The sequence below is a fragment of the Enterobacter cloacae complex sp. P40C2 genome (assembly GCF_014930695.1).
Classification (GTDB): domain Bacteria; phylum Pseudomonadota; class Gammaproteobacteria; order Enterobacterales; family Enterobacteriaceae; genus Enterobacter; species Enterobacter pasteurii.
The window spans coordinates 23,889-42,329 of sequence record NZ_JADBRP010000015.1 but is presented as its reverse complement, the minus strand read 5'-3'; the positions used below and the strand labels follow the sequence as shown (position 1 = coordinate 42,329).

General features: G+C 57.1%; 17 protein-coding genes. 11 read left to right on the top strand and 6 right to left on the bottom strand.

Translation table 11 applies throughout. The features are described from left to right. Positions 1-199: 199 nt before the first annotated feature. The 7 genes from aroK to trpS all read left to right on the top strand — a co-directional run bounded on the left by aroK (position 200) and on the right by trpS (position 6,606). A complete protein-coding gene (gene aroK, locus IM304_RS20215; RefSeq protein WP_003861630.1) occupies positions 200-721 on the top strand; it encodes a shikimate kinase AroK in 522 nt (173 codons plus the stop codon). 58 nt (positions 722-779) lie between these two features. Further along, positions 780-1,868: a 3-dehydroquinate synthase gene (gene aroB, locus IM304_RS20210; RefSeq protein WP_148420596.1), complete on the top strand. Its 1,089-nt coding sequence runs from the start codon at positions 780-782 to the stop codon at positions 1,866-1,868. Positions 1,869-1,959: 91 nt separating this feature from the next. Beyond that, entirely contained in the window at positions 1,960-3,258 is a 1,299-nt protein-coding gene (gene damX, locus IM304_RS20205) for a cell division protein DamX (RefSeq protein ID WP_193356527.1), read from the top strand. Positions 3,259-3,325: 67 nt separating this feature from the next. Beyond that, the gene (dam, locus tag IM304_RS20200; RefSeq protein WP_148420598.1) at positions 3,326-4,138 is read left to right on the top strand and encodes an adenine-specific DNA-methyltransferase; all 813 of its coding nucleotides are present in this window, start codon (positions 3,326-3,328) and stop codon (positions 4,136-4,138) included. A gap of 39 nt (positions 4,139-4,177) precedes the next feature. Next, complete coding sequence (rpe, locus tag IM304_RS20195; RefSeq protein ID WP_148420599.1) at positions 4,178-4,855, top strand: ribulose-phosphate 3-epimerase; 678 nt, start codon at positions 4,178-4,180, stop codon at positions 4,853-4,855. Next, positions 4,848-5,609, top strand: coding sequence for a phosphoglycolate phosphatase (gene gph, locus IM304_RS20190; protein WP_148420600.1), 762 nt, complete (start codon positions 4,848-4,850; stop codon positions 5,607-5,609). Before rpe ends, gph begins: the two co-directional genes overlap by 8 nt. Continuing rightward, positions 5,602-6,606: a tryptophan--tRNA ligase gene (gene trpS, locus IM304_RS20185; RefSeq protein ID WP_176609323.1), complete on the top strand. Its 1,005-nt coding sequence runs from the start codon at positions 5,602-5,604 to the stop codon at positions 6,604-6,606. Before gph ends, trpS begins: the two co-directional genes overlap by 8 nt. Before the next feature lie 144 nt (positions 6,607-6,750). Here trpS and IM304_RS20180 read toward each other — a convergent pair whose 3' ends face one another. From IM304_RS20180 to tsgA, 5 genes are all read right to left on the bottom strand, one after another. Further along, entirely contained in the window at positions 6,751-6,921 is a 171-nt protein-coding gene (locus IM304_RS20180; protein WP_008503029.1) for a YhfL family protein, read from the bottom strand. A 144-nt stretch (positions 6,922-7,065) separates the two neighbouring features. Beyond that, positions 7,066-8,439 (bottom strand): siroheme synthase CysG, encoded by a 1,374-nt coding sequence (cysG, locus tag IM304_RS20175; protein ID WP_193356526.1) that lies wholly within the window; start codon positions 8,437-8,439, stop codon positions 7,066-7,068. 134 nt (positions 8,440-8,573) lie between these two features. Next, on the bottom strand, positions 8,574-8,900 hold the full coding sequence (nirD, locus tag IM304_RS20170) for a nitrite reductase small subunit NirD (RefSeq protein WP_193356525.1): 327 nt from the start codon (positions 8,898-8,900) through the stop codon (positions 8,574-8,576). Further along, positions 8,897-11,440, bottom strand: a complete 2,544-nt coding sequence (nirB, locus tag IM304_RS20165; protein ID WP_148422586.1) for a nitrite reductase large subunit NirB — start codon at positions 11,438-11,440, stop codon at positions 8,897-8,899. Before nirB ends, nirD begins: the two co-directional genes overlap by 4 nt. 259 nt (positions 11,441-11,699) lie before the next feature. Then, positions 11,700-12,884 carry an MFS transporter TsgA gene (gene tsgA / locus IM304_RS20160; protein WP_193356524.1) on the bottom strand — a complete coding sequence of 395 codons (1,185 nt, stop codon included), beginning with the start codon at positions 12,882-12,884 and terminating at the stop codon, positions 11,700-11,702. A 278-nt stretch (positions 12,885-13,162) separates the two neighbouring features. Between tsgA and ppiA the strand changes: the two genes are divergently transcribed. From ppiA to IM304_RS20140, 4 genes are all read left to right on the top strand, one after another. Next, positions 13,163-13,735: a peptidylprolyl isomerase A gene (ppiA, locus tag IM304_RS20155; protein WP_000920483.1), complete on the top strand. Its 573-nt coding sequence runs from the start codon at positions 13,163-13,165 to the stop codon at positions 13,733-13,735. A 105-nt stretch (positions 13,736-13,840) separates the two neighbouring features. Next, positions 13,841-14,425: a putative adenosine monophosphate-protein transferase Fic gene (locus IM304_RS20150; RefSeq protein ID WP_193356523.1), complete on the top strand. Its 585-nt coding sequence runs from the start codon at positions 13,841-13,843 to the stop codon at positions 14,423-14,425. A gap of 30 nt (positions 14,426-14,455) precedes the next feature. Beyond that, positions 14,456-15,019, top strand: coding sequence for an aminodeoxychorismate synthase component 2 (gene pabA / locus IM304_RS20145; protein ID WP_176609328.1), 564 nt, complete (start codon positions 14,456-14,458; stop codon positions 15,017-15,019). 87 nt (positions 15,020-15,106) lie between these two features. Beyond that, positions 15,107-16,327, top strand: coding sequence for an aspartate aminotransferase family protein (locus IM304_RS20140; RefSeq protein ID WP_193356522.1), 1,221 nt, complete (start codon positions 15,107-15,109; stop codon positions 16,325-16,327). Here IM304_RS20140 and IM304_RS20135 read toward each other — a convergent pair. Further along, a complete protein-coding gene (locus IM304_RS20135) occupies positions 16,324-18,411 on the bottom strand; it encodes a YccS/YhfK family putative transporter (RefSeq protein WP_193356554.1) in 2,088 nt (695 codons plus the stop codon). The two genes, IM304_RS20140 and IM304_RS20135, sit on opposite strands and share 4 nt — an antisense overlap. Positions 18,412-18,441 lie beyond the last annotated feature (30 nt).

Sequence of the window (18,441 nt, the reverse complement as noted above, 5' to 3'; positions counted from 1 at the left end):
TTGAGTTGGACATACGTCTTATTTCCCAGTGCACCGGGTACGGTGATTTAATCAGTTGCCAAACAAGCCGGAGTATTGAGATAATTTTTCGTCTGACTCTCGCTCTATTGCATATGAGGTTTCAGTTCATGTCCTGCTACGCCAGGTGTCTGCGCAGCGGGGATTACCATTAACGAATAGTCTTAGTAGTACCGAAAAAATGGCAGAGAAACGCAATATCTTTCTGGTTGGGCCTATGGGTGCCGGCAAAAGCACTATTGGGCGTCAGTTAGCTCAACAACTCAATATGGAATTTTACGATTCTGATCAAGAGATTGAGAAACGAACCGGAGCGGATGTGGGCTGGGTCTTCGATGTAGAAGGCGAAGAAGGTTTCCGTGACCGAGAAGAAAAAGTGATCAACGAACTCACGGAAAAACAGGGCATTGTGCTGGCAACAGGCGGCGGCTCTGTAAAATCTCGCGAAACCCGCAACCGTCTCTCCGCCCGTGGTGTAGTGGTCTATCTTGAGACGACCATCGAAAAACAGCTGGCACGCACGCAGCGTGATAAAAAGCGCCCGTTGCTGCAGGTTGAAACGCCGCCACGTGAAGTTCTGGAAGCGTTGGCCGATGAACGCAATCCTCTGTACGAAGAGATTGCTGATGTGACCATTCGTACTGACGATCAGAGCGCTAAAGTGGTTGCAAACCAGATTATTCATATGCTGGAAAGCAACTGATTCTGGCTTTATATACACTCGCCTGCGGGTAATAAGCATTTAAGGTGGATGTCGCGTCATGGAGAGGATTACAGTTACTCTCGGGGAACGTAGTTACCCTATCACCATCGCGGCTGGTTTGTTTAACGACCCAGCTTCCTTCTTACCACTGAAAGCGGGTGATCAGGCGATGCTGGTCACCAACGAGACGCTGGCTCCGCTTTATCTCGACCGCGTACGTCACCTGCTTGAGCAGGCGGGCGTAAAGGTCGACAGTGTGATTCTGCCCGACGGCGAGCAGTATAAAAGCCTGACGGTGCTTGATACCGTCTTTACCGCACTTCTGCAAAAACCGCACGGTCGTGATACAACGCTGCTTGCCCTGGGCGGCGGTGTTGTAGGCGATCTGACCGGTTTTGCAGCCGCCAGCTACCAGCGCGGCGTGCGCTTTATTCAAATTCCAACCACGTTGCTGTCACAGGTCGATTCGTCTGTAGGCGGTAAAACGGCGGTGAACCATCCGCTTGGCAAAAACATGATTGGCGCGTTCTACCAGCCTGCATCGGTGGTGGTGGATCTCGACTGTCTGAAAACCTTGCCAGCGCGCGAGCTGGCTTCTGGCCTTGCAGAAGTGATCAAATACGGCATTATTCTTGACGGCGAGTTTTTTAACTGGCTCGAAGAGAATATGGATGCGCTGCTGCGCCTCGATGGGCAGGCAATGGCCTACTGTATTCGCCGTTGCTGTGAGCTGAAAGCAGAAGTCGTTGCCGCAGATGAGCGTGAAACCGGCTTACGTGCTTTACTGAATCTGGGGCATACGTTTGGCCATGCGATCGAAGCCGAAATGGGCTACGGTAACTGGCTTCACGGTGAAGCCGTCGCTGCCGGGATGGTCATGGCAGCGCGTGCCTCTGAACGTCTGGGTCAGTTCAGGCCGGAAGAGACCGCGCGTATCATCGCGTTGCTTAAACGTGCGGGGTTGCCGGTGAGCGGACCGCAGGAAATGGCTGCGCAGGCGTACCTTCCCCACATGATGCGCGATAAAAAAGTATTGGCAGGCGAGATGCGTCTGGTGCTCCCGCTTGCAATAGGGAAAAGTGAAGTGCGCGGCGGAGTGCCGCACGACGTCGTACTTGGCGCTATTGCTGATTGTCAGCAGGCGTAACAACTAGAAAGGTCAGACCGCTCTAACGGGTGGTCGTTTAGCTTCAGGTAAATGCAGAGTCGTTGGCATAAGCCTTTGAGTGGGGTGTTAAATGGATGAATTCAAACCAGAAGACGAGCTGAAACCCGATCCCAGCGATCGTCGTACTGGTCGTTCTCGTCAATCTTCAGAACGTGATAACGAGCCGCAGATCAATTTTGACGATGTCGATCTGGATGCAGACGATCGTCGTCCTTCGCGCAGCCGCAATGCGCGAAATGAGCGTGAAGATGAGGAGTACGAATCCGAAGAAGCGTTAATGGATGAACAGCCCGTCGAACGCCGACCGCGCAAGCGTAAAAAAGCGGTAGCGGCAAAACCGGCTTCCCGACAGTACATCATGATGGGTCTTGGCGTTCTGGTACTGATATTGCTGATTGTCGGCATCGGTTCCGCGCTGAAAGCACCTTCTACAAATTCTGGCGAGCAGACCGCGTCTGCTGAAAAGAGCATCGACCTGTCTGGTAACGATGCGAGCAATCAGGCGAACGGCGCGCAGCCTGCGCCGGGCATGACTTCTGCAGAGCAGACTGCCGGCAACACCAGCGCCGGTCAGGATATCTCTCTGCCGCCTGTTTCTGCTACCCCGACTCAGGGCCAGACCCCTGCTGCGCCTGAAGGCCAGCAGCGTGTCGAAGTCCAGGGCGATCTGAACAACGCGCTGATGCAGCCGCAAAATCAGGAGCAGGTTAACAATGCCGTGGTGAACTCCACGCTGCCAACTGAACCTGCCACCGTTGCGCCAGTTCATGGCAGTACTGCCCAACAGCAGGCTGCGGCAACGGAAACCAAACCGCGCCAGACGCAGACTGCACCGCGTCAGGAACGTAAGCAGGCCGTGATTGAGCCGAAGCGTGAGGCTAAACCGCAGGCCGTAGCAAAAGCGCCTGAAGCGAAAGCGCCAGCGCAGTCAAAACCTGCGGTGAGCCAGCCGGTTAAAGCGCCAGCGCCAGCAGCAACCGCTGCTCCGAAAGCGACGGCGACCACAGCGGCGCCTGCTGCGACAGCGGCACCGGCTGCAACGCCAACCGCTAGCGCATCCAGCACCGCGGCAGGTAAAACGACGGGCAACGTAGGTTCTCTGAAGTCGGCGTCATCCAGCAACTACACGTTGCAGCTGAGCAGTTCGTCTAACTACGACAACCTCAACGCCTGGGCGAAGAAATCGAATCTGAAAAACTATGTGGTTTATCAGACTACCCGTAACGGACAGCCGTGGTACGTGCTGGTAAGCGGCGTTTATGCTTCTAAAGATGAAGCAAAACGCGCCGTGGCGTCACTGCCAGCGGACGTACAGGCGAAGAACCCGTGGGCGAAGCCGATCCATCAGGTGCAGGCCGATCTGAAGTAATGTTTAAAGCGCAGGATGCTGTCGGAGCTTTCTCCACAGCCGGAGAAGGTGTAATCAGTTAGTCAGCATGAAAAAAAATCGCGCTTTTCTGAAATGGGCAGGGGGGAAATACCCCCTGCTCGACGATATTAAAAAGCACCTGCCGAAAGGCGAGTGTCTTATTGAGCCCTTCGTGGGCGCGGGATCGGTGTTTCTGAATACCGATTTTTCTCGTTATATCCTGGCGGATATCAACAGCGACCTCATCAGCCTCTATAACATTGTTAAGCTGCGTACCGACGAGTATGTGGAAGAGGCGCGCAAGCTGTTTACGCCAGAGAACAACAGCCCGGACGTTTACTATCAGTTCCGCGCTGAGTTTAACCAGAGCCAGGATCCGTTCCGCCGCGCGCTGTTGTTCCTCTATCTCAACCGTCATGGCTATAACGGCCTGTGCCGGTATAACCTGCGTGGCGAATTTAACGTGCCGTTTGGCCGCTATAAGCGCCCCTATTTCCCGCAGGCCGAGCTGTATCACTTTGCTGAAAAAGCGCAGAATGCCGAGTTCTACTGCCTTTCGTATGAAGCGTGCATGGAGCTGGCTGGCGTAAACTCGGTGGTCTACTGCGATCCGCCTTACGCGCCGCTCTCGGCCACGGCAAATTTTACCGCCTACCACACCAACAGCTTTAGCCCGGCCGAGCAGGCCCGTCTGGCAGAGATGGCGGAAAAGCTGGTCAGCAAAAGAATTCCGGTGTTAATTTCGAATCACGACACGCCTGATACGCGCGAATGGTACAAAGCCGCGAAGCATTTTCAGGTAAAAGTGCGGCGTAGCATTAGCAGCAACGGCGGCACACGTAAAAAGGTGGACGAACTTCTGGCGCTTTATCGACCCTGAGCCTTTGCCCGCCGGTAAACACATTTCAAGGAGATGCGGATGAAACAGTTTTTGATTGCTCCCTCAATTCTGTCGGCCGATTTTGCCCGCCTGGGTGAAGACACTGCCAAAGCTCTCGCGGCTGGCGCGGACGTCGTCCATTTCGACGTTATGGATAACCACTACGTTCCCAACCTGACCATCGGCCCGATGGTGCTTAAAGCGCTGCGTAACTACGGCATCACCGCGCCCATTGACGTGCACCTGATGGTGAAGCCGGTTGACCGCATCGTGCCTGATTTTGCCGCGGCGGGTGCCAGCATCATCACGTTCCATCCGGAAGCCTCCGAGCACGTCGACCGCACCCTGCAGCTTATCAAAGAGAACGGCTGTAAGGCGGGGCTGGTGTTTAACCCGGCGACGCCGCTGAGCTATCTCGATTACGTGATGGACAAGCTGGACGTGATCCTGCTGATGTCCGTCAACCCGGGCTTTGGCGGCCAGTCGTTTATCCCTCAGACCCTCGACAAGCTGCGTGAAGTGCGCCGCCGTATTGACGAGTCTGGCTATGATATTCGCCTGGAAGTGGACGGCGGCGTGAAGGTCAATAACATCGGTGAGATTGCGGCTGCGGGGGCAGATATGTTCGTTGCAGGCTCTGCCATCTTCGACCAACCGGATTACAAAACCGTCATTGATGAAATGCGCCGTGAACTGGCGAAGGTGAGTCATGGATAAATTGCAGGCTATTCGGGGTGTAGCATTTGACCTCGACGGCACGCTGGTCGACAGCGCGCCAGGATTAACCAGCGCCGTCGATCGTGCGCTGTATGCGCTTGAACTACCCGTTGCGGGCGAAGAGCGCGTCGTGACGTGGATTGGTAACGGTGCGGACGTGCTGATGGAGCGCGCGCTGGCCTGGGCTCGTCAGGAGCGCGCCTCTCAGCGTTCCGCGCAGGGAAAGCCGGGCGTTGACCACGCGGATATTCCCCAGGACGAGCAGCAGCGTATTCTGCGCAAGCTGTTCGACCGCTTCTACGAAGAGACCGTTGAAGAGGGCAGTTTCCTGTTCCCGGACGTGGCTGAAACCCTGAGTGCGCTGCACGCGAAAGGTATTCCGCTGGGGCTGGTTACCAACAAGCCGACGCCGTTTGTTGCGCCCCTGCTGGACGCGCTGGATATCGCGAAATACTTTTCCGTGATTGTGGGCGGCGATGACGTGCAGAACAAAAAGCCTCATCCCGAGCCGCTGCTGCTGGTGGCAGGAAAATTATCCTTATCGCCTGCGGAGCTGCTCTTTGTCGGCGATTCACGCAATGATATTCTGGCCGCCAGAGCGGCAGGTTGCCTCTCTGTTGGGTTGACCTATGGCTACAACTACGGTGAGGCCATCACGCTGAGTGAGCCGGACGTCGTGTTCGACCACTTCAAAGATTTGTTGCCCGCACTCGGGCTCTCGCACAGTGAACATCAGGAATTGAATAATGACTAAGCCCATCGTTTTTAGTGGCGCACAGCCTTCAGGTGAACTGACCATTGGTAACTACATGGGTGCGTTACGTCAGTGGGTGAGCATGCAGGATGACTACCACTGCATCTATTGCATCGTGGATTTGCATGCCATCACCGCCCGTCAGGATCCCGAGAAGCTGCGTAAAGCGACGCTGGATACGCTGGCGCTGTACCTGGCGTGCGGCATCGATCCTGAGAAAAGCACCATCTTCGTTCAGTCTCACGTGCCGGAGCACGCGCAGCTGGGCTGGGCGCTGAACTGCTACACCTACTTTGGCGAGCTGAGCCGCATGACCCAGTTCAAGGATAAGTCTGCCCGCTACTCTGAAAACATCAACGCCGGCCTGTTTGACTATCCGGTGCTGATGGCGGCAGATATTCTGCTGTACCAGACCAACCAGGTGCCGGTGGGTGAAGACCAGAAGCAGCATCTGGAGCTGAGCCGCGATATCGCCCAGCGCTTTAACGCCCTGTACGGTGACGTATTCAAAGTGCCTGAGCCGTTTATTCCGAAATCCGGCGCGCGCGTGATGTCGCTGCTGGAGCCGACCAAGAAAATGTCCAAGTCTGACGATAACCGCAACAACGTTATCGGCCTGCTGGAAGATCCGAAATCGGTGGTGAAAAAGCTGAAGCGTGCGGTGACCGACTCCGACGAGCCGCCTGTTGTGCGCTACGACGTGCAGAACAAAGCGGGCGTTTCCAACCTGCTGGATATCCTCTCCGGCGTAACCGGACAGAGCATCCCTGAGCTGGAAAAACACTTCGAGGGCAAGATGTACGGCCACCTGAAAGGCGAAGTGGCAGAAGCGGTTTCCGGTATGCTGACCGAGCTGCAGGAGCGCTATAACCGCTTCCGCAACGACGAAGCCTTCCTGCAAAAAGTGATGAAAGACGGTGCGGAAAAAGCCAGCGCGCGCGCGTCCGAAACCCTGAAAGCGGTATACGAAGCAATCGGGTTTGTCGCTAAGCCATAGGTAAAAGCAAAACGGTAACCACGTTACCGTTATTAGAGTTTATTCCCTCTCCCTGTGGGAGAGGGCCAGGGTGAGGGCATCAGGCCGCACCACCCAAACTAAAAAACCGGGAAACCCCCGGTTTTTTTTACGCCTGAAAAACGCTTACTGCTGTGCTGCCGGGCCGCAGCCACCAATGATCTTCGAAATGGAGATCGCCGGGTGCAGCAGGTAATCATAGCTGCAATTATTTTTGGTGTTTTGAACGTGACCGGTGCAGGCAGTCAGAGTCGATAACAGGCCAACCAGAACGGCGGCTTTTGCCAGTTTGAACATACGCATTCCTTGTCTAAATATCGAAAAATGGATGTAACACGAGGGAATAAATGGAAAAGTTCCACTATGCGGACGGTATGTTATCGACTGAGGTAAGAAGGGAGTAGTCCGCTTAAAGACTACTCCCGGACAAGAGAATATGCGTTAGTGGTTTGAGAACCAGTTCAGCTTTTCGCGAAGCTCAACCACGCGGCCAACGACGATCAGCGCCGGGCTTTCAACCTGCTGCGCCAGCTCGCCCAGCTGCGTCAGCACGCCATCGACCACGCGCTGGGTGATAGCGGTACCGTTTTCCACCAGCGCGACCGGCATATCTGCCTCCATGCCGTGCTCCAGCAGCCTGGCCTGAATGGTCGCAGCCTGATTAAGCCCCATGTAGAACACCAGCGTCTGCTTTTCAGCGGCCAGATTATGCCAGTCCAGCTCGCTGCCGGTTTTCAGGTGGCCCGTCACCAGGCGCACGCTCTGGGCATAGTCGCGATGGGTTAACGGTATGCCGGAATAGGCAGAGCAGCCGGATGCCGCCGTAATGCCCGGCACCACGGAGAACGGAATGCCCGCGTTGCACAGGGTTTCCAGCTCCTCGCCGCCGCGGCCAAAGATAAACGGATCGCCGCCCTTCAGGCGCACCACGCGCTTACCTTTCTGCGCTTCCCGCAGCAGGATCTGGTTAATCTCCTCCTGCGGCACGCAGTGGTAACCCGCCCGTTTGCCGACGAAAACCCGGTCAGCGTCGCGGCGCACCAGGTTCATGATGTCATCGGAGACCAGGCGGTCATATACCACGATGTCGGCCTGCTGGATCTGCTGCAGGCCTTTCAGCGTCAGCAGACCCGCATCGCCGGGGCCTGCGCCTACCAGCACCACTTCGCCACGATGATCCAGCGGCTCAGAGAGCAGCTGCTCGGTCGTCTCTTCAACGGCCTTCACATCCTGGTTCGCCAGCGACTGCGCCAGCCTGTCGTTGACGAAGAATTTCTCCCAGAAGCGACGGCGCTCGCCAACGGTGGCGAAGGTTTGCTTCACGCGTGAACGCAGTTGACCTGCATAGTGGGCGATCTGGCCGAGATGCTGCGGCAACACGGCTTCCAGCTTTTCCCGCAGCAGGCGGGCAAGAACGGGCGAGCGGCCGCCGGACGACACCGCAATCATCAGCGGTGAGCGGTCGATAATCGACGGCATGATAAAGCTGGCCTCTTTCGGCGCATCCACCACGTTACAGAAGATCCGGCGCGCTTCGCAGGCGTCGCTGACGCGCTGGTTCACCCCGTCGTCGTCCGTGGCGGCAATCGTCAGCCAGCAGGTTTCCAGCAGGGATTCATCAAACTCACCCTGTACCAGCGCGAGCATCCCTTCCTGCGCCCAGACGTGAAACTGCGGGGCAAAGGTGAGGGCGTTGACGGTCAGTCGGGCGCCAGCCTCAAGCAGCAGGCGCGCCTTGCGTTCAGCCACATCGCCGCCGCCCACGAGCAGGCAGTCGCGGTTGCGTAATTGACAGAAAATCGGCAGGTGATCCACGACGTTACCTCACAGCATGGGTGGCGGGGGAAGAATTGACGTCAGGATAACAGCAGGAATCGTACAGAACATACGGTTTTTCCTGCCGTTACCCATAAGGGGTCATAAGCCTTTCCTATTGAAAAGGCGGGGCGTTACGCTTTCAGCTGCACCTCGCCGTCCTTCACGCGGACGTCGTAGTGCTTGACCGAGAAGCGTTCATCTTCCATGCAGTAGCCGTCGGTTAAGCGGAAACGCTGCTTTTTCAGCGGGCTGGCGACCCACAGCTCGCCCTGGTGCTCCGCAATCAGTCCGCGGGAGAGCACGCTGGCCTCGAAGAACGGGTCGATATTGCTGATGGCAAAGACCTGTTCGTCGTGGCGAGGACGGAAAATCGCCACCTGCTCGTTACCCAGCAGCGCGCAAACGCCGGTCGCTGGCAGAATGTCGTTAATGTTGCAGATGTTTACCCACTGGCTCATGCGTTTTCCTCCACCAGCATCACCGGAATGCGTTCATACGGTGTTGCAGGACGATGCTGTTCGCGCTCTGGCACCACCTGCACGTTCGGGTCGCGCTGGGTGCTGTTGATAAAGTGTTTGAAGCGAGTCTGCGCCGCTGGCGTGTTTACGGTTTCGGTCCACTCGCAGATCACCGCCTCGCGCAGGCGAGCCATCTCGGACTCCAGCTGTTCATTCAGGCCCAGCTTGTCGTCGATGATGACCGATTTCAGGTAGTCGATGCCGCCTTCCAGGTTATCCAGCCAGGACGCGGTACGGGTCAGCTTATCGGCGGTGCGAATGTAGAACATCATGAAGCGGTCGAGATACTTGATCAGCGTATCGCGATCGAGATCCGCAGCCAGCAGGTCGGCGTGGCGTGGCTTCATCCCGCCGTTACCGCATACGTACAGGTTCCAGCCTTTCTCGGTGGCGATAATACCCACGTCTTTACCCTGCGCTTCCGCACATTCACGGGTACAGCCGGAGACGCCGAACTTCATCTTGTGCGGCGTACGGATGCCCTTGTAGCGGTTTTCCAGCTCTACGCCGAAGCCCACGCTGTCGCCCACGCCGTAGCGGCACCAGGTGCTGCCCACGCAGGTTTTCGCCATGCGCAGCGCCTTGGCGTACGCGTGGCCCGTTTCGAACCCTGCTTCAATCAGCTGACGCCAGATTTCCGGCAGGTCATCTTTTTGCGCGCCGAACAGGCCGATACGCTGGGAGCCGGTAATTTTGGTGTACAGGTTAAACTCGCGGGCGATTCGACCCACGGCGACCAGGCCTTCCGGGGTAATTTCCCCACCGGCAGAACGCGGGATCACCGAGTAAGTACCGTCTTTCTGGATATTGGCCAGGAAGTTATCGTTGGTGTCCTGCAGCGGCGTGTGCTCCGGTTTAAGCACGTATTCGTTCCAGCAGGACGCCAGCAGGGAACCGACGGTCGGCTTACACACTTCACAGCCGTAGCCCTGGCCGTGTTTCTCCAGCAGTTCGTCGAAGGACTTAATGCCTTCCACGCGGATCAGGTGGTACAGCTCCTGGCGAGAGTAGGCAAAGTGCTCGCACAGGTTGTTGTTTACTTCGATGCCCTGTTTTGCCAGCTCAGCGTTCAGCACCTGCGTTACCAGCGGAATACAGCCGCCGCAGCCGGTACCGGCTTTGGTTTCGGCCTTCAGCGCCGCAACGGTGTGGCAGCCTTTGTTGATGGCGGAGATCAGCATGCCTTTGGTCACGTCGAAGCAGGAGCAAATCTGCGCGCTGTCCGGCAGTTTATCTACGCCGATAGACGGTTTGCCGCTGGACGCGTGGGCCGGAAGGATCAGCGCGTCCGGGTTTTCCGGCAGCTCAATGGCGTTCAGCACCAGCTGGAGCAGGTTGCCGAAGTCGCTGGTATCGCCCACCAGCACCGCACCGAGCAGGGTTTTGTTGTCCTGGCTGACGATGAGACGTTTATAGACTTCTTTGCTTTCGTCCAGATAGACGTAGCTGCGGGAGTTCGGGGTGCGGCCGTGCGCATCGCCAATACCGCCCACGTCCACGCCCAGCAGCTTCAGCTTGGCGCTCATGTCTGCGCCGGTGAAGGCGTTTTCGCTGCCGAGGATATGGTCAACGGCGACCTGCGCCATTTTGTACCCTGGCGCTACCAGACCATACACGCGGTTATTCCAGCTGGCGCACTCGCCGATGGCGTAAATATCCGGATCGGAGGTCTGGCAGGTATCGTTGATCATGATCCCGCCGCGCTGCGCAACGGCCAGGCCGCACTGAGTGGCCAGCTTATCGCGCGGGCGAATACCGGTAGAGAAGACGATAAAGTCCACTTCCAGCTCGCTGCCGTCGGCAAAGCGCATGGTTTTACGCGCTTCGGTGCCTTCCTGAACGATCTCTTTGGTGTTTTTGCTGGTGTGAACCTTCACGCCCATGCTTTCAATCTTACGGCGTAGCTGATCGCCACCCATGTGGTCCAGCTGTTCGGCCATCAGCATCGGGGCAAATTCGATGACGTGGGTTTCAATGCCGAGGTTTTTCAGCGCGCCCGCTGCTTCCAGGCCCAGCAGACCACCGCCGACAACCGCACCGCGTTTGCTGCGGCGCGCGCAGGATTCAATGGCGTTGAGATCTTCAATGGTGCGGTAAACGAAGCAATCCTGGGTGTCCGAACCTTTAATTGGCGGGATCCACGGATACGAGCCAGTCGCCATAATTAGCTTATCGTAAAAAACCGTACGCCCGGCGCTGGAGTGGATCACTTTCTCCTGACGGTTGATGGTGATAGCGCGTTCGCCCACCAGCACTTTTACGCCATGCTTCTCGTAGAACCCTTCGCGCACCAGGGATAGCTCTTCGGCGGTATGGTGGGAGAAGTAGGAAGACAGGTGCACACGGTCGTACGCCTTGCGGGGTTCTTCACAGAACACGGTAATATCGAACTGGTCAGCATCGGCTTTATCAAGAAGATCCTCAATAAAGCGGTGGCCGACCATGCCGTTACCGATGATAGCGAGTCTGACTTTGCTCATTTTTGCCTCGATTTCTTTTCTATTACTGCCTACCTTAACGATTCAGCAGGGGCACTTATTGATGCAAATCAAATACGCCTTCACCTACCCCTTAGGGGGTATATGTATGATTTGTCAGGATTTTTATAAGTGGCGGATATTGTTCGATTTTTGTGCTTGCTGGTTTTTTGCACAAATTTATGTGGATTTTGAGAACGCGGCGGGCAGGGCGGGCGAGGCGGGGAATCACCCCTTTGCAGGCGCAAAGGGGTGATGGCGATTAATGGGTAGCGGTTGCCGTATTGTGCTGGCGATGGCGGGTCACGAAGCCGAGCACGAAGCACATGATAAATACCACCGCGTACAGACCGTTAGCGGTATGCAGCGCCGCCAGCGGGCCGCTGTGCGCTACGATTGGGCCAGTGACCACGAAGGTCAGCATGGTGCCGATGGTGCCGCAGGTCAGCACGAAGTTCACCAGCTTCGGTGAGGCCACTTTGGTCTGGAGCGAGCCAAGGGTGATGATCGAGGTATAAATCGCGCTGGAGAAGAAGCCCAGGGTCAGGATGAACCATGGCATATGCTCCGGAGAGCCGTTGATGAACAGATACATCAGCACGGTCGCCAGGCCCGCCAGCACGGTCAGAATACGTTGCAGGTCGAAGAAGCGCAGGATGAAGCTAAACGCCCACATGCCGAACATGTAAGACATCCAGAAATCGCTCACCAGTTTGCCCGCGTCGTTCAGGCTCATGCCCAGACCTTTCGCGTATTCCGGTACCCACGAGATAAAGCCCAGCTGGCCCAGGATGTAGCACAGGGCGGCGATGGAGAGGAACAGCACGCCGATACCCCATTTTTCCTTCGCAACCGGCTCTGAGGTGGTCTGCGCTTTTTTGCCCAGCACCGGGAAGTCACAGCCGAAGGTCAGAATGAAGATTGCAACATAGACCAGACCAATGCAGGCGTACACCCAGTACCATTCGATGCTGCGCGCGAGAAGATACGCGGCGACCATCGGGAAAATCATCCCGGCCATGCTGAAGAAGGAGTCGGTAAACAGCAGACGCGCGCCGCGCTGGCGGCCTTCATACATATGGGTGATCAGGAACGTACCGATCGACATGGTGATACCGCTCACGAGGCCCAGCACGAACATGGCGGCAGAGAACAGGGCGATGCTGTGGCTCAGCATCAGGCCCGCCACGGCGGCCACCATCAGCACAAAGCCGAAACGCAGCTGCGTTTTCAGCGGCACGATTTCCATCAGCCAGGCATTAAGGAAAATAGAGATCAGGATCCCCGCGTTCAGGAAGGTAAAGGTGTTACTCATGCTGGAAACGGGCAGCTGGAAGTAGTCTGCGATATTTCCCATCACCATCCCGGTGACGATCACCAGCGCGCCGGTCAGGGCGTAAGAGAAGAAGCTGATCCATGTGAGCTTGATGCGGTTGCTGTTAGTCATGTCTGGCCTGTTAAAAGTAAAGAAAAACGCAGTGAGTGCGTTTGAGCGGGCAGATTTTAGTCTCGAAAGTGATCTAATTAAATCTTTTCAGAAAATTTTGAGCACAATTGCAGGCTTTATCGTGATAAAGATCACATTAAATCGCGTGATGGACAATCGTTTGCGCGGTAATAATTGTTTCAATTTCGTAAAATTAGGTAAAAGACTGGTCTGGGTTCATACTGCTCTTTAGAATCAAGCCATTCGCTTTTTATACTGCGCTTTGTTAAGGAATTCTCATGCTCAAATCAACACTGGCGGCTGTCGCAGCTGTGTTTGCTCTTTCTGCCGTTTCCCCTGCTGCGCTGGCAGCAAAAGGAGACCCCCACGTCCTGCTGACAACCTCTGCGGGGAATATTGAGCTGGAGCTGGATAGCCAGAAAGCCCCTGTTTCTGTGAAAAACTTTCTCGACTATGTGAACAGTGGTTTCTATAACAACACCACGTTCCACCGCGTCATCCCGGGCTTTATGATTCAGGGCGGCGGTTTTAACGAGCAGATGCAGCAGAAACAGCCTAACCCGCCAATTAAAAATGAAGCAGACAACGGCCTGCTGAACAAGCGCGGCACCATCTCCATGGCGCGTACGGCGGACAAAGACAGCGCCACCAGCCAGTTCTTCCTCAACGTGGCGGACAACGCCTTCCTGGACCACGGCCAGCGCGACTTCGGCTACGCGGTGTTCGGCAAGGTGGTGAAAGGCATGGACGTTGCGGACAAGATCTCTCAGGTGCAGACCCACGATGTTGGTCCTTATCAGAATGTGCCGTCAAAACCGGTGGTGATCCTCTCCGCGAAAGTGCTGCCGTAACCCTTCACACGCGGGCAGATCCTGCCCGTGTGAAACTGCCCTCCCTGCGAAAGCGCGTTTTGCTGCTTATACTTGTGGCAAACGGACTATTCAGGGAGGCGTTTAGTGAAAAAACTCACCGACAAGCAAAAATCCCGTCTCTGGGAGCGACAGCGCAATACCAATCTACAGGCGAGCAGCCTCCTTGAAAAAGGTCATGGTCCTGCTGAACCCCACATTGATACGCTGGAGCTTGGGCCTTCAGCACCCGGTTTGCCCCAGCTGTGCCACATTCACCGCCATCTGTATCGCAGCGAGATGAAGCGGGCAGGCGAGTTCCGTACCGACGATATTTTTAAAGGTGAGATCCCTTTCTGCCATTTCGAATACATCGAGACGATGGGAAATGAACTGATGGCGGCGCTGGAAAGCGACAGGTATCTGGTTGGCCTTCAGAAAGAGGCGTTTATCGAACGCATAAGTCATTACTATTGTGAAATCAATATGCTACATCCGTTCGCGAGCGGGAACGGCATTGCGCAGCGCGTATTCTTTGAACAGCTGGCAATCCATGCCGGCTACATCCTGGACTGGCGCGATATCGATCCTGAGCAGTGGGTGGCGGCAAACCAGAGCGGCGCAACCGGGGATTTGACCGACCTGAACGCCATCTTTGCCAAAGTAGTGAGTGAAGCGCGGGAATCTGAGTAGAATAGGGCGGCATTTTTTTCGGGAGCCGCCATGATTTTGCTGATTGATAACTACGATTCCTTCACCTGGAACCTTTACCAGTATTTTTGTGAGCTGGGTGCAGAGGTGGTTGTCCGCCGCAATGACGACATCGCGCTGGCCGACATTGAAACGCTGGCTCCGCGAAAAATTGTGATATCGCCGGGGCCGTGCACCCCGTCCGAGTCCGGTATCTCCTTGGACGCTATCCGCCACTACGCGGGCAGGCTGCCGATTCTGGGCGTCTGCCTGGGGCATCAGGCCATTGCGCAGGCGTTTGGCGCAACCATTGTCCGCGCCGCGAAGGTGATGCACGGCAAAACCTCACCGGTCTCCCACACCGGCGCGGGCGTATTCGCGGGGTTAAATAACCCGTTAACCGTCACGCGCTACCACTCTCTGGTCATCGACCCGCCAACGCTACCCGCCTGTTTTGAGGTTACCGCCTGGAGCGAGACGCAGGAGATCATGGGCATCCGCCACCGGGAATGGGATCTCGAAGGCGTGCAGTTCCACCCGGAAAGTATTCTTAGCGAGCAGGGGCACGCGCTGCTGGCTAATTTTCTCAATCGCTGAATATCAGTTGCCTTGCTGTGATTTTTTATGCATATTTTGTGATTATATTTTCACAATAACTGTGACATAAAAATGGATGGTCATGACATGGCAACTGAACAACCAGCAATTACACGCGCGACATTCGATGAAGTGATCCTGCCGATTTATGCACCGGCTGAGTTTATCCCGGTGAAAGGGAAAGGCAGCCGCGTCTGGGATCAGCAGGGTAACGAGTACGTTGATTTCGCGGGCGGCATTGCGGTGACGGCGCTGGGCCATTGCCATCCTGCGCTGGTGGAGGCGCTGAAAACCCAGGGCGAAACCCTGTGGCACACCAGCAACGTTTTCACCAACGAACCGGCGCTGCGTCTGGGGCGTAAAATCATCGATGCGACCTTTGCCGAGCGCGTGCTGTTTATGAACTCCGGCACCGAAGCCAACGAAACGGCCTTCAAGCTGGCGCGCTATTACGCCACCACGCGCTACAGCCCGTACAAAACCAAAATCATCGCGTTTCATAACGCCTTCCACGGCCGTTCCTTCTTCACCGTTTCCGTGGGCGGCCAGCCGAAGTATTCCGACGGCTTTGGTCCGAAACCTGCGGATATCATCCACGTGCCGTTTAACGATCTGCACGCGGTGAAAGCGGTGATGGACGACCACACCTGCGCGGTGGTGGTTGAGCCAATCCAGGGCGAAGGCGGCGTGACGGCGGCCACGCCGGAATTCCTGAAAGGGCTGCGCGAGCTGTGCGATGCGCACCAGGCGCTGCTGGTGTTTGATGAAGTCCAGTGCGGGATGGGGCGTACCGGGGATCTGTTCGCCTATATGCACTACGGCGTGACGCCGGATATTCTGACCAGCGCCAAAGCGCTCGGCGGCGGTTTCCCGGTCAGCGCGGTGCTCACCACCCAGGATATCGCTTCCGCGTTCCACGTCGGCTCACACGGCTCTACCTACGGCGGTAATCCGCTGGCGTGCGCCGTGGCGGGCGCGGCATTCGACATCATTAATACGCCGGACGTTCTGAACGGCGTGAACGCGAAGCGCGAACGGTTTGTGAAGCACCTTCAGCAGATTGACGACCAGTTTGACGTCTTCAGCGAGATCCGCGGGATGGGGTTGCTGATTGGCGCGGAGCTAAAGCCGCAGTACAAAGGCCGCGCGCGCGATTTCCTGCACGCTGCCGCGCATGAAGGCGTTATGGTGCTCAACGCGGGGCCGGACGTCATGCGCTTTGCGCCGTCGCTGGTGGTGGAAGAGAAAGATATTGAAGACGGGTTAAGCCGTTTTGCAGCGGCGGTCGCGAAGATTGTAAAAGGTTAATACGCCGTCCGCTTCAGCCTGCGGGTTAACCAAATCCCGTGATGCGGACGCTGGCGCCATGCCACCGACGAAATGGTGTGCATGGTGTTCAGATGCCCCAGCACGCGCTGCAAATGCTGCTCCAGGGTGCTCATCGGCCCGTGGGTCAGCGTCTCCGGCGCTTCCAGTATATTCGTTTCTCCCGACTCGCCCGGCGCGTCATACTCCAGACGCTGCTGGCAGCGCTGCAGCGCAATTTCACACGACTGCAAATAGCGCTGCGCCAGATCCGGCGTCAGCATCGTGTGCTCGCGCGCCAGCGTGGTCATGGCGTTAATATGCTCGACGATGAACTGGCTGTGCGTTACCCACAGCTTCATGTCCGCAAGATAGTGCGCGTTAAAGCCCGGCTCCTGCATGGCCTGGTTGAGGGAGTTAAACAGGGCGTTATGCGCCTGGTTGACCTTCATCCGCTCGTAGGCCAGCGGGGAAGGCTGCGGATCGTCGCTCAGGATCAGGCGAATCGCCCGCTGGTCGGCCTCCAGCGCGTCGTGGGCGTTCTGCCTCAGCAGCCCGCTCTGCCACTGCGGCCACAGCCAGACCATGCCGCCAAAGGCGATCAGGCAGCCAATCAGCGTATCGACCAGCCGGGCGATAATAAACTGTTCCCCGTTTAGCGTGAGCAGCTGCAGGGTATATACCGCCGTCACCGTAAAGCCCACCATCGCCCAGCCGTAGTTTTTGCGGATAATCAGGTAGCTCACCAGGGTAATGGCCAGCATGCCGGCCAGCGTGTAGCCCTCCGGCACGTGGAAGTGCAGCGTCACGCCCGCGATAATAAGCCCTGCCATGGTGCCTCCCGCCCGGTGCAGAATACGTACCCGCGTGGCGCCGTAGCCGTTCTGGGTGACAAACAGCACGGTCATTAAGATCCAGTAGGGTTTCGGCAGGTGCAGTGCCATGCCCATCAGGCTGGCGACGCTCAGCATCACGCTTATCCGGGCGGCGTTACGCAGGGCGGCTGACTTCAGCGACAGATAGCTTTTCAGGGCGGGCAGCAGCGGGAGCCGCTTTTGCTTATCCGCCATCAGGTCACGGGCGTACAGCGGGCGCTGGGTGCGCAGCACCCGGGCGATACGGCTGAAATGCCAGGCGGCAAACTGGCCGACCGGGTTATCCGGGTGCTGACGCGCAATCTTCTCCAGCGCGCCGAGCTGTTTGTCCATGGTAAAGCGCGTCGGGTAGCGGTGATAGAGAATATCGTCCGCCAGCACCCGCAGGCGCGCCGCAACGGTCTGCGCGTTCCAGCGGATCACCGCCTCCGCGTGGCTGCGCTCCACCAGCTTTTGCACCTCTTCCGGGTGGTGAAGGCTGACGGAGATATGCTCCTGCAAATCCAGCCCGACCTGGAAGATACGCAGCAGCCGCTTGTATTCCTGGTTTTGGCTGGCGGCGAGCATGTGCAGCTGCTGGTAGCACTGGCTTATCAGATCCACCACCTTTTGCTGGCGCTCCAGCAGCGGCGGCAGCGATTTTTCCGGATCGGTGTGCTGCGTCAGCAGGGTATATTTCGCTTCGCAATACTCCGCCAGCTGACGGTAGAGCAGGCTGAGGGATTCGCGCATCGGCTGTTCCCGCCACAGCCAGAACCAGAACCAGTTAAACAGCCCGTACCATAGCGTGCCGAGGGCGTAGATCAGCAACGGCTCCCACACCGGCATATTGCCCGCCAGGCTTAAGGTGAAGATGGCGGCGATCAGCGACGCGGGAAGGAGGCGGGCGTGCAGCGAGCTGATTTCGGCGGTCACGCCGAGTGTCATCGCCAGCACGGTCAGGATCAGCGGCAGGGGAATGTCCCGGGCCAGCAGGAGCTGGACGGCAAGGCTACAGCCGGCAAACAGGCAGCCGCCGACGATCAGGCGTTTGAAAAAGCGTTTATGCGGCGTGTCCAGACCGGCAATGTTGCAGCAGGCGGGAACGAGGGAAAACAGCAGGCCTTGCTGCAGGTATCCGAGGATCAGGCCCACGGCCACGGGAAGACACAGCACCAGCGTTTGTCGCAGTGCGTAGTTAACTTCCGGGTGATAGATCAGCCTGCGCCACATGAGGAGTAGAGACAAAAACGGCGTGCCACC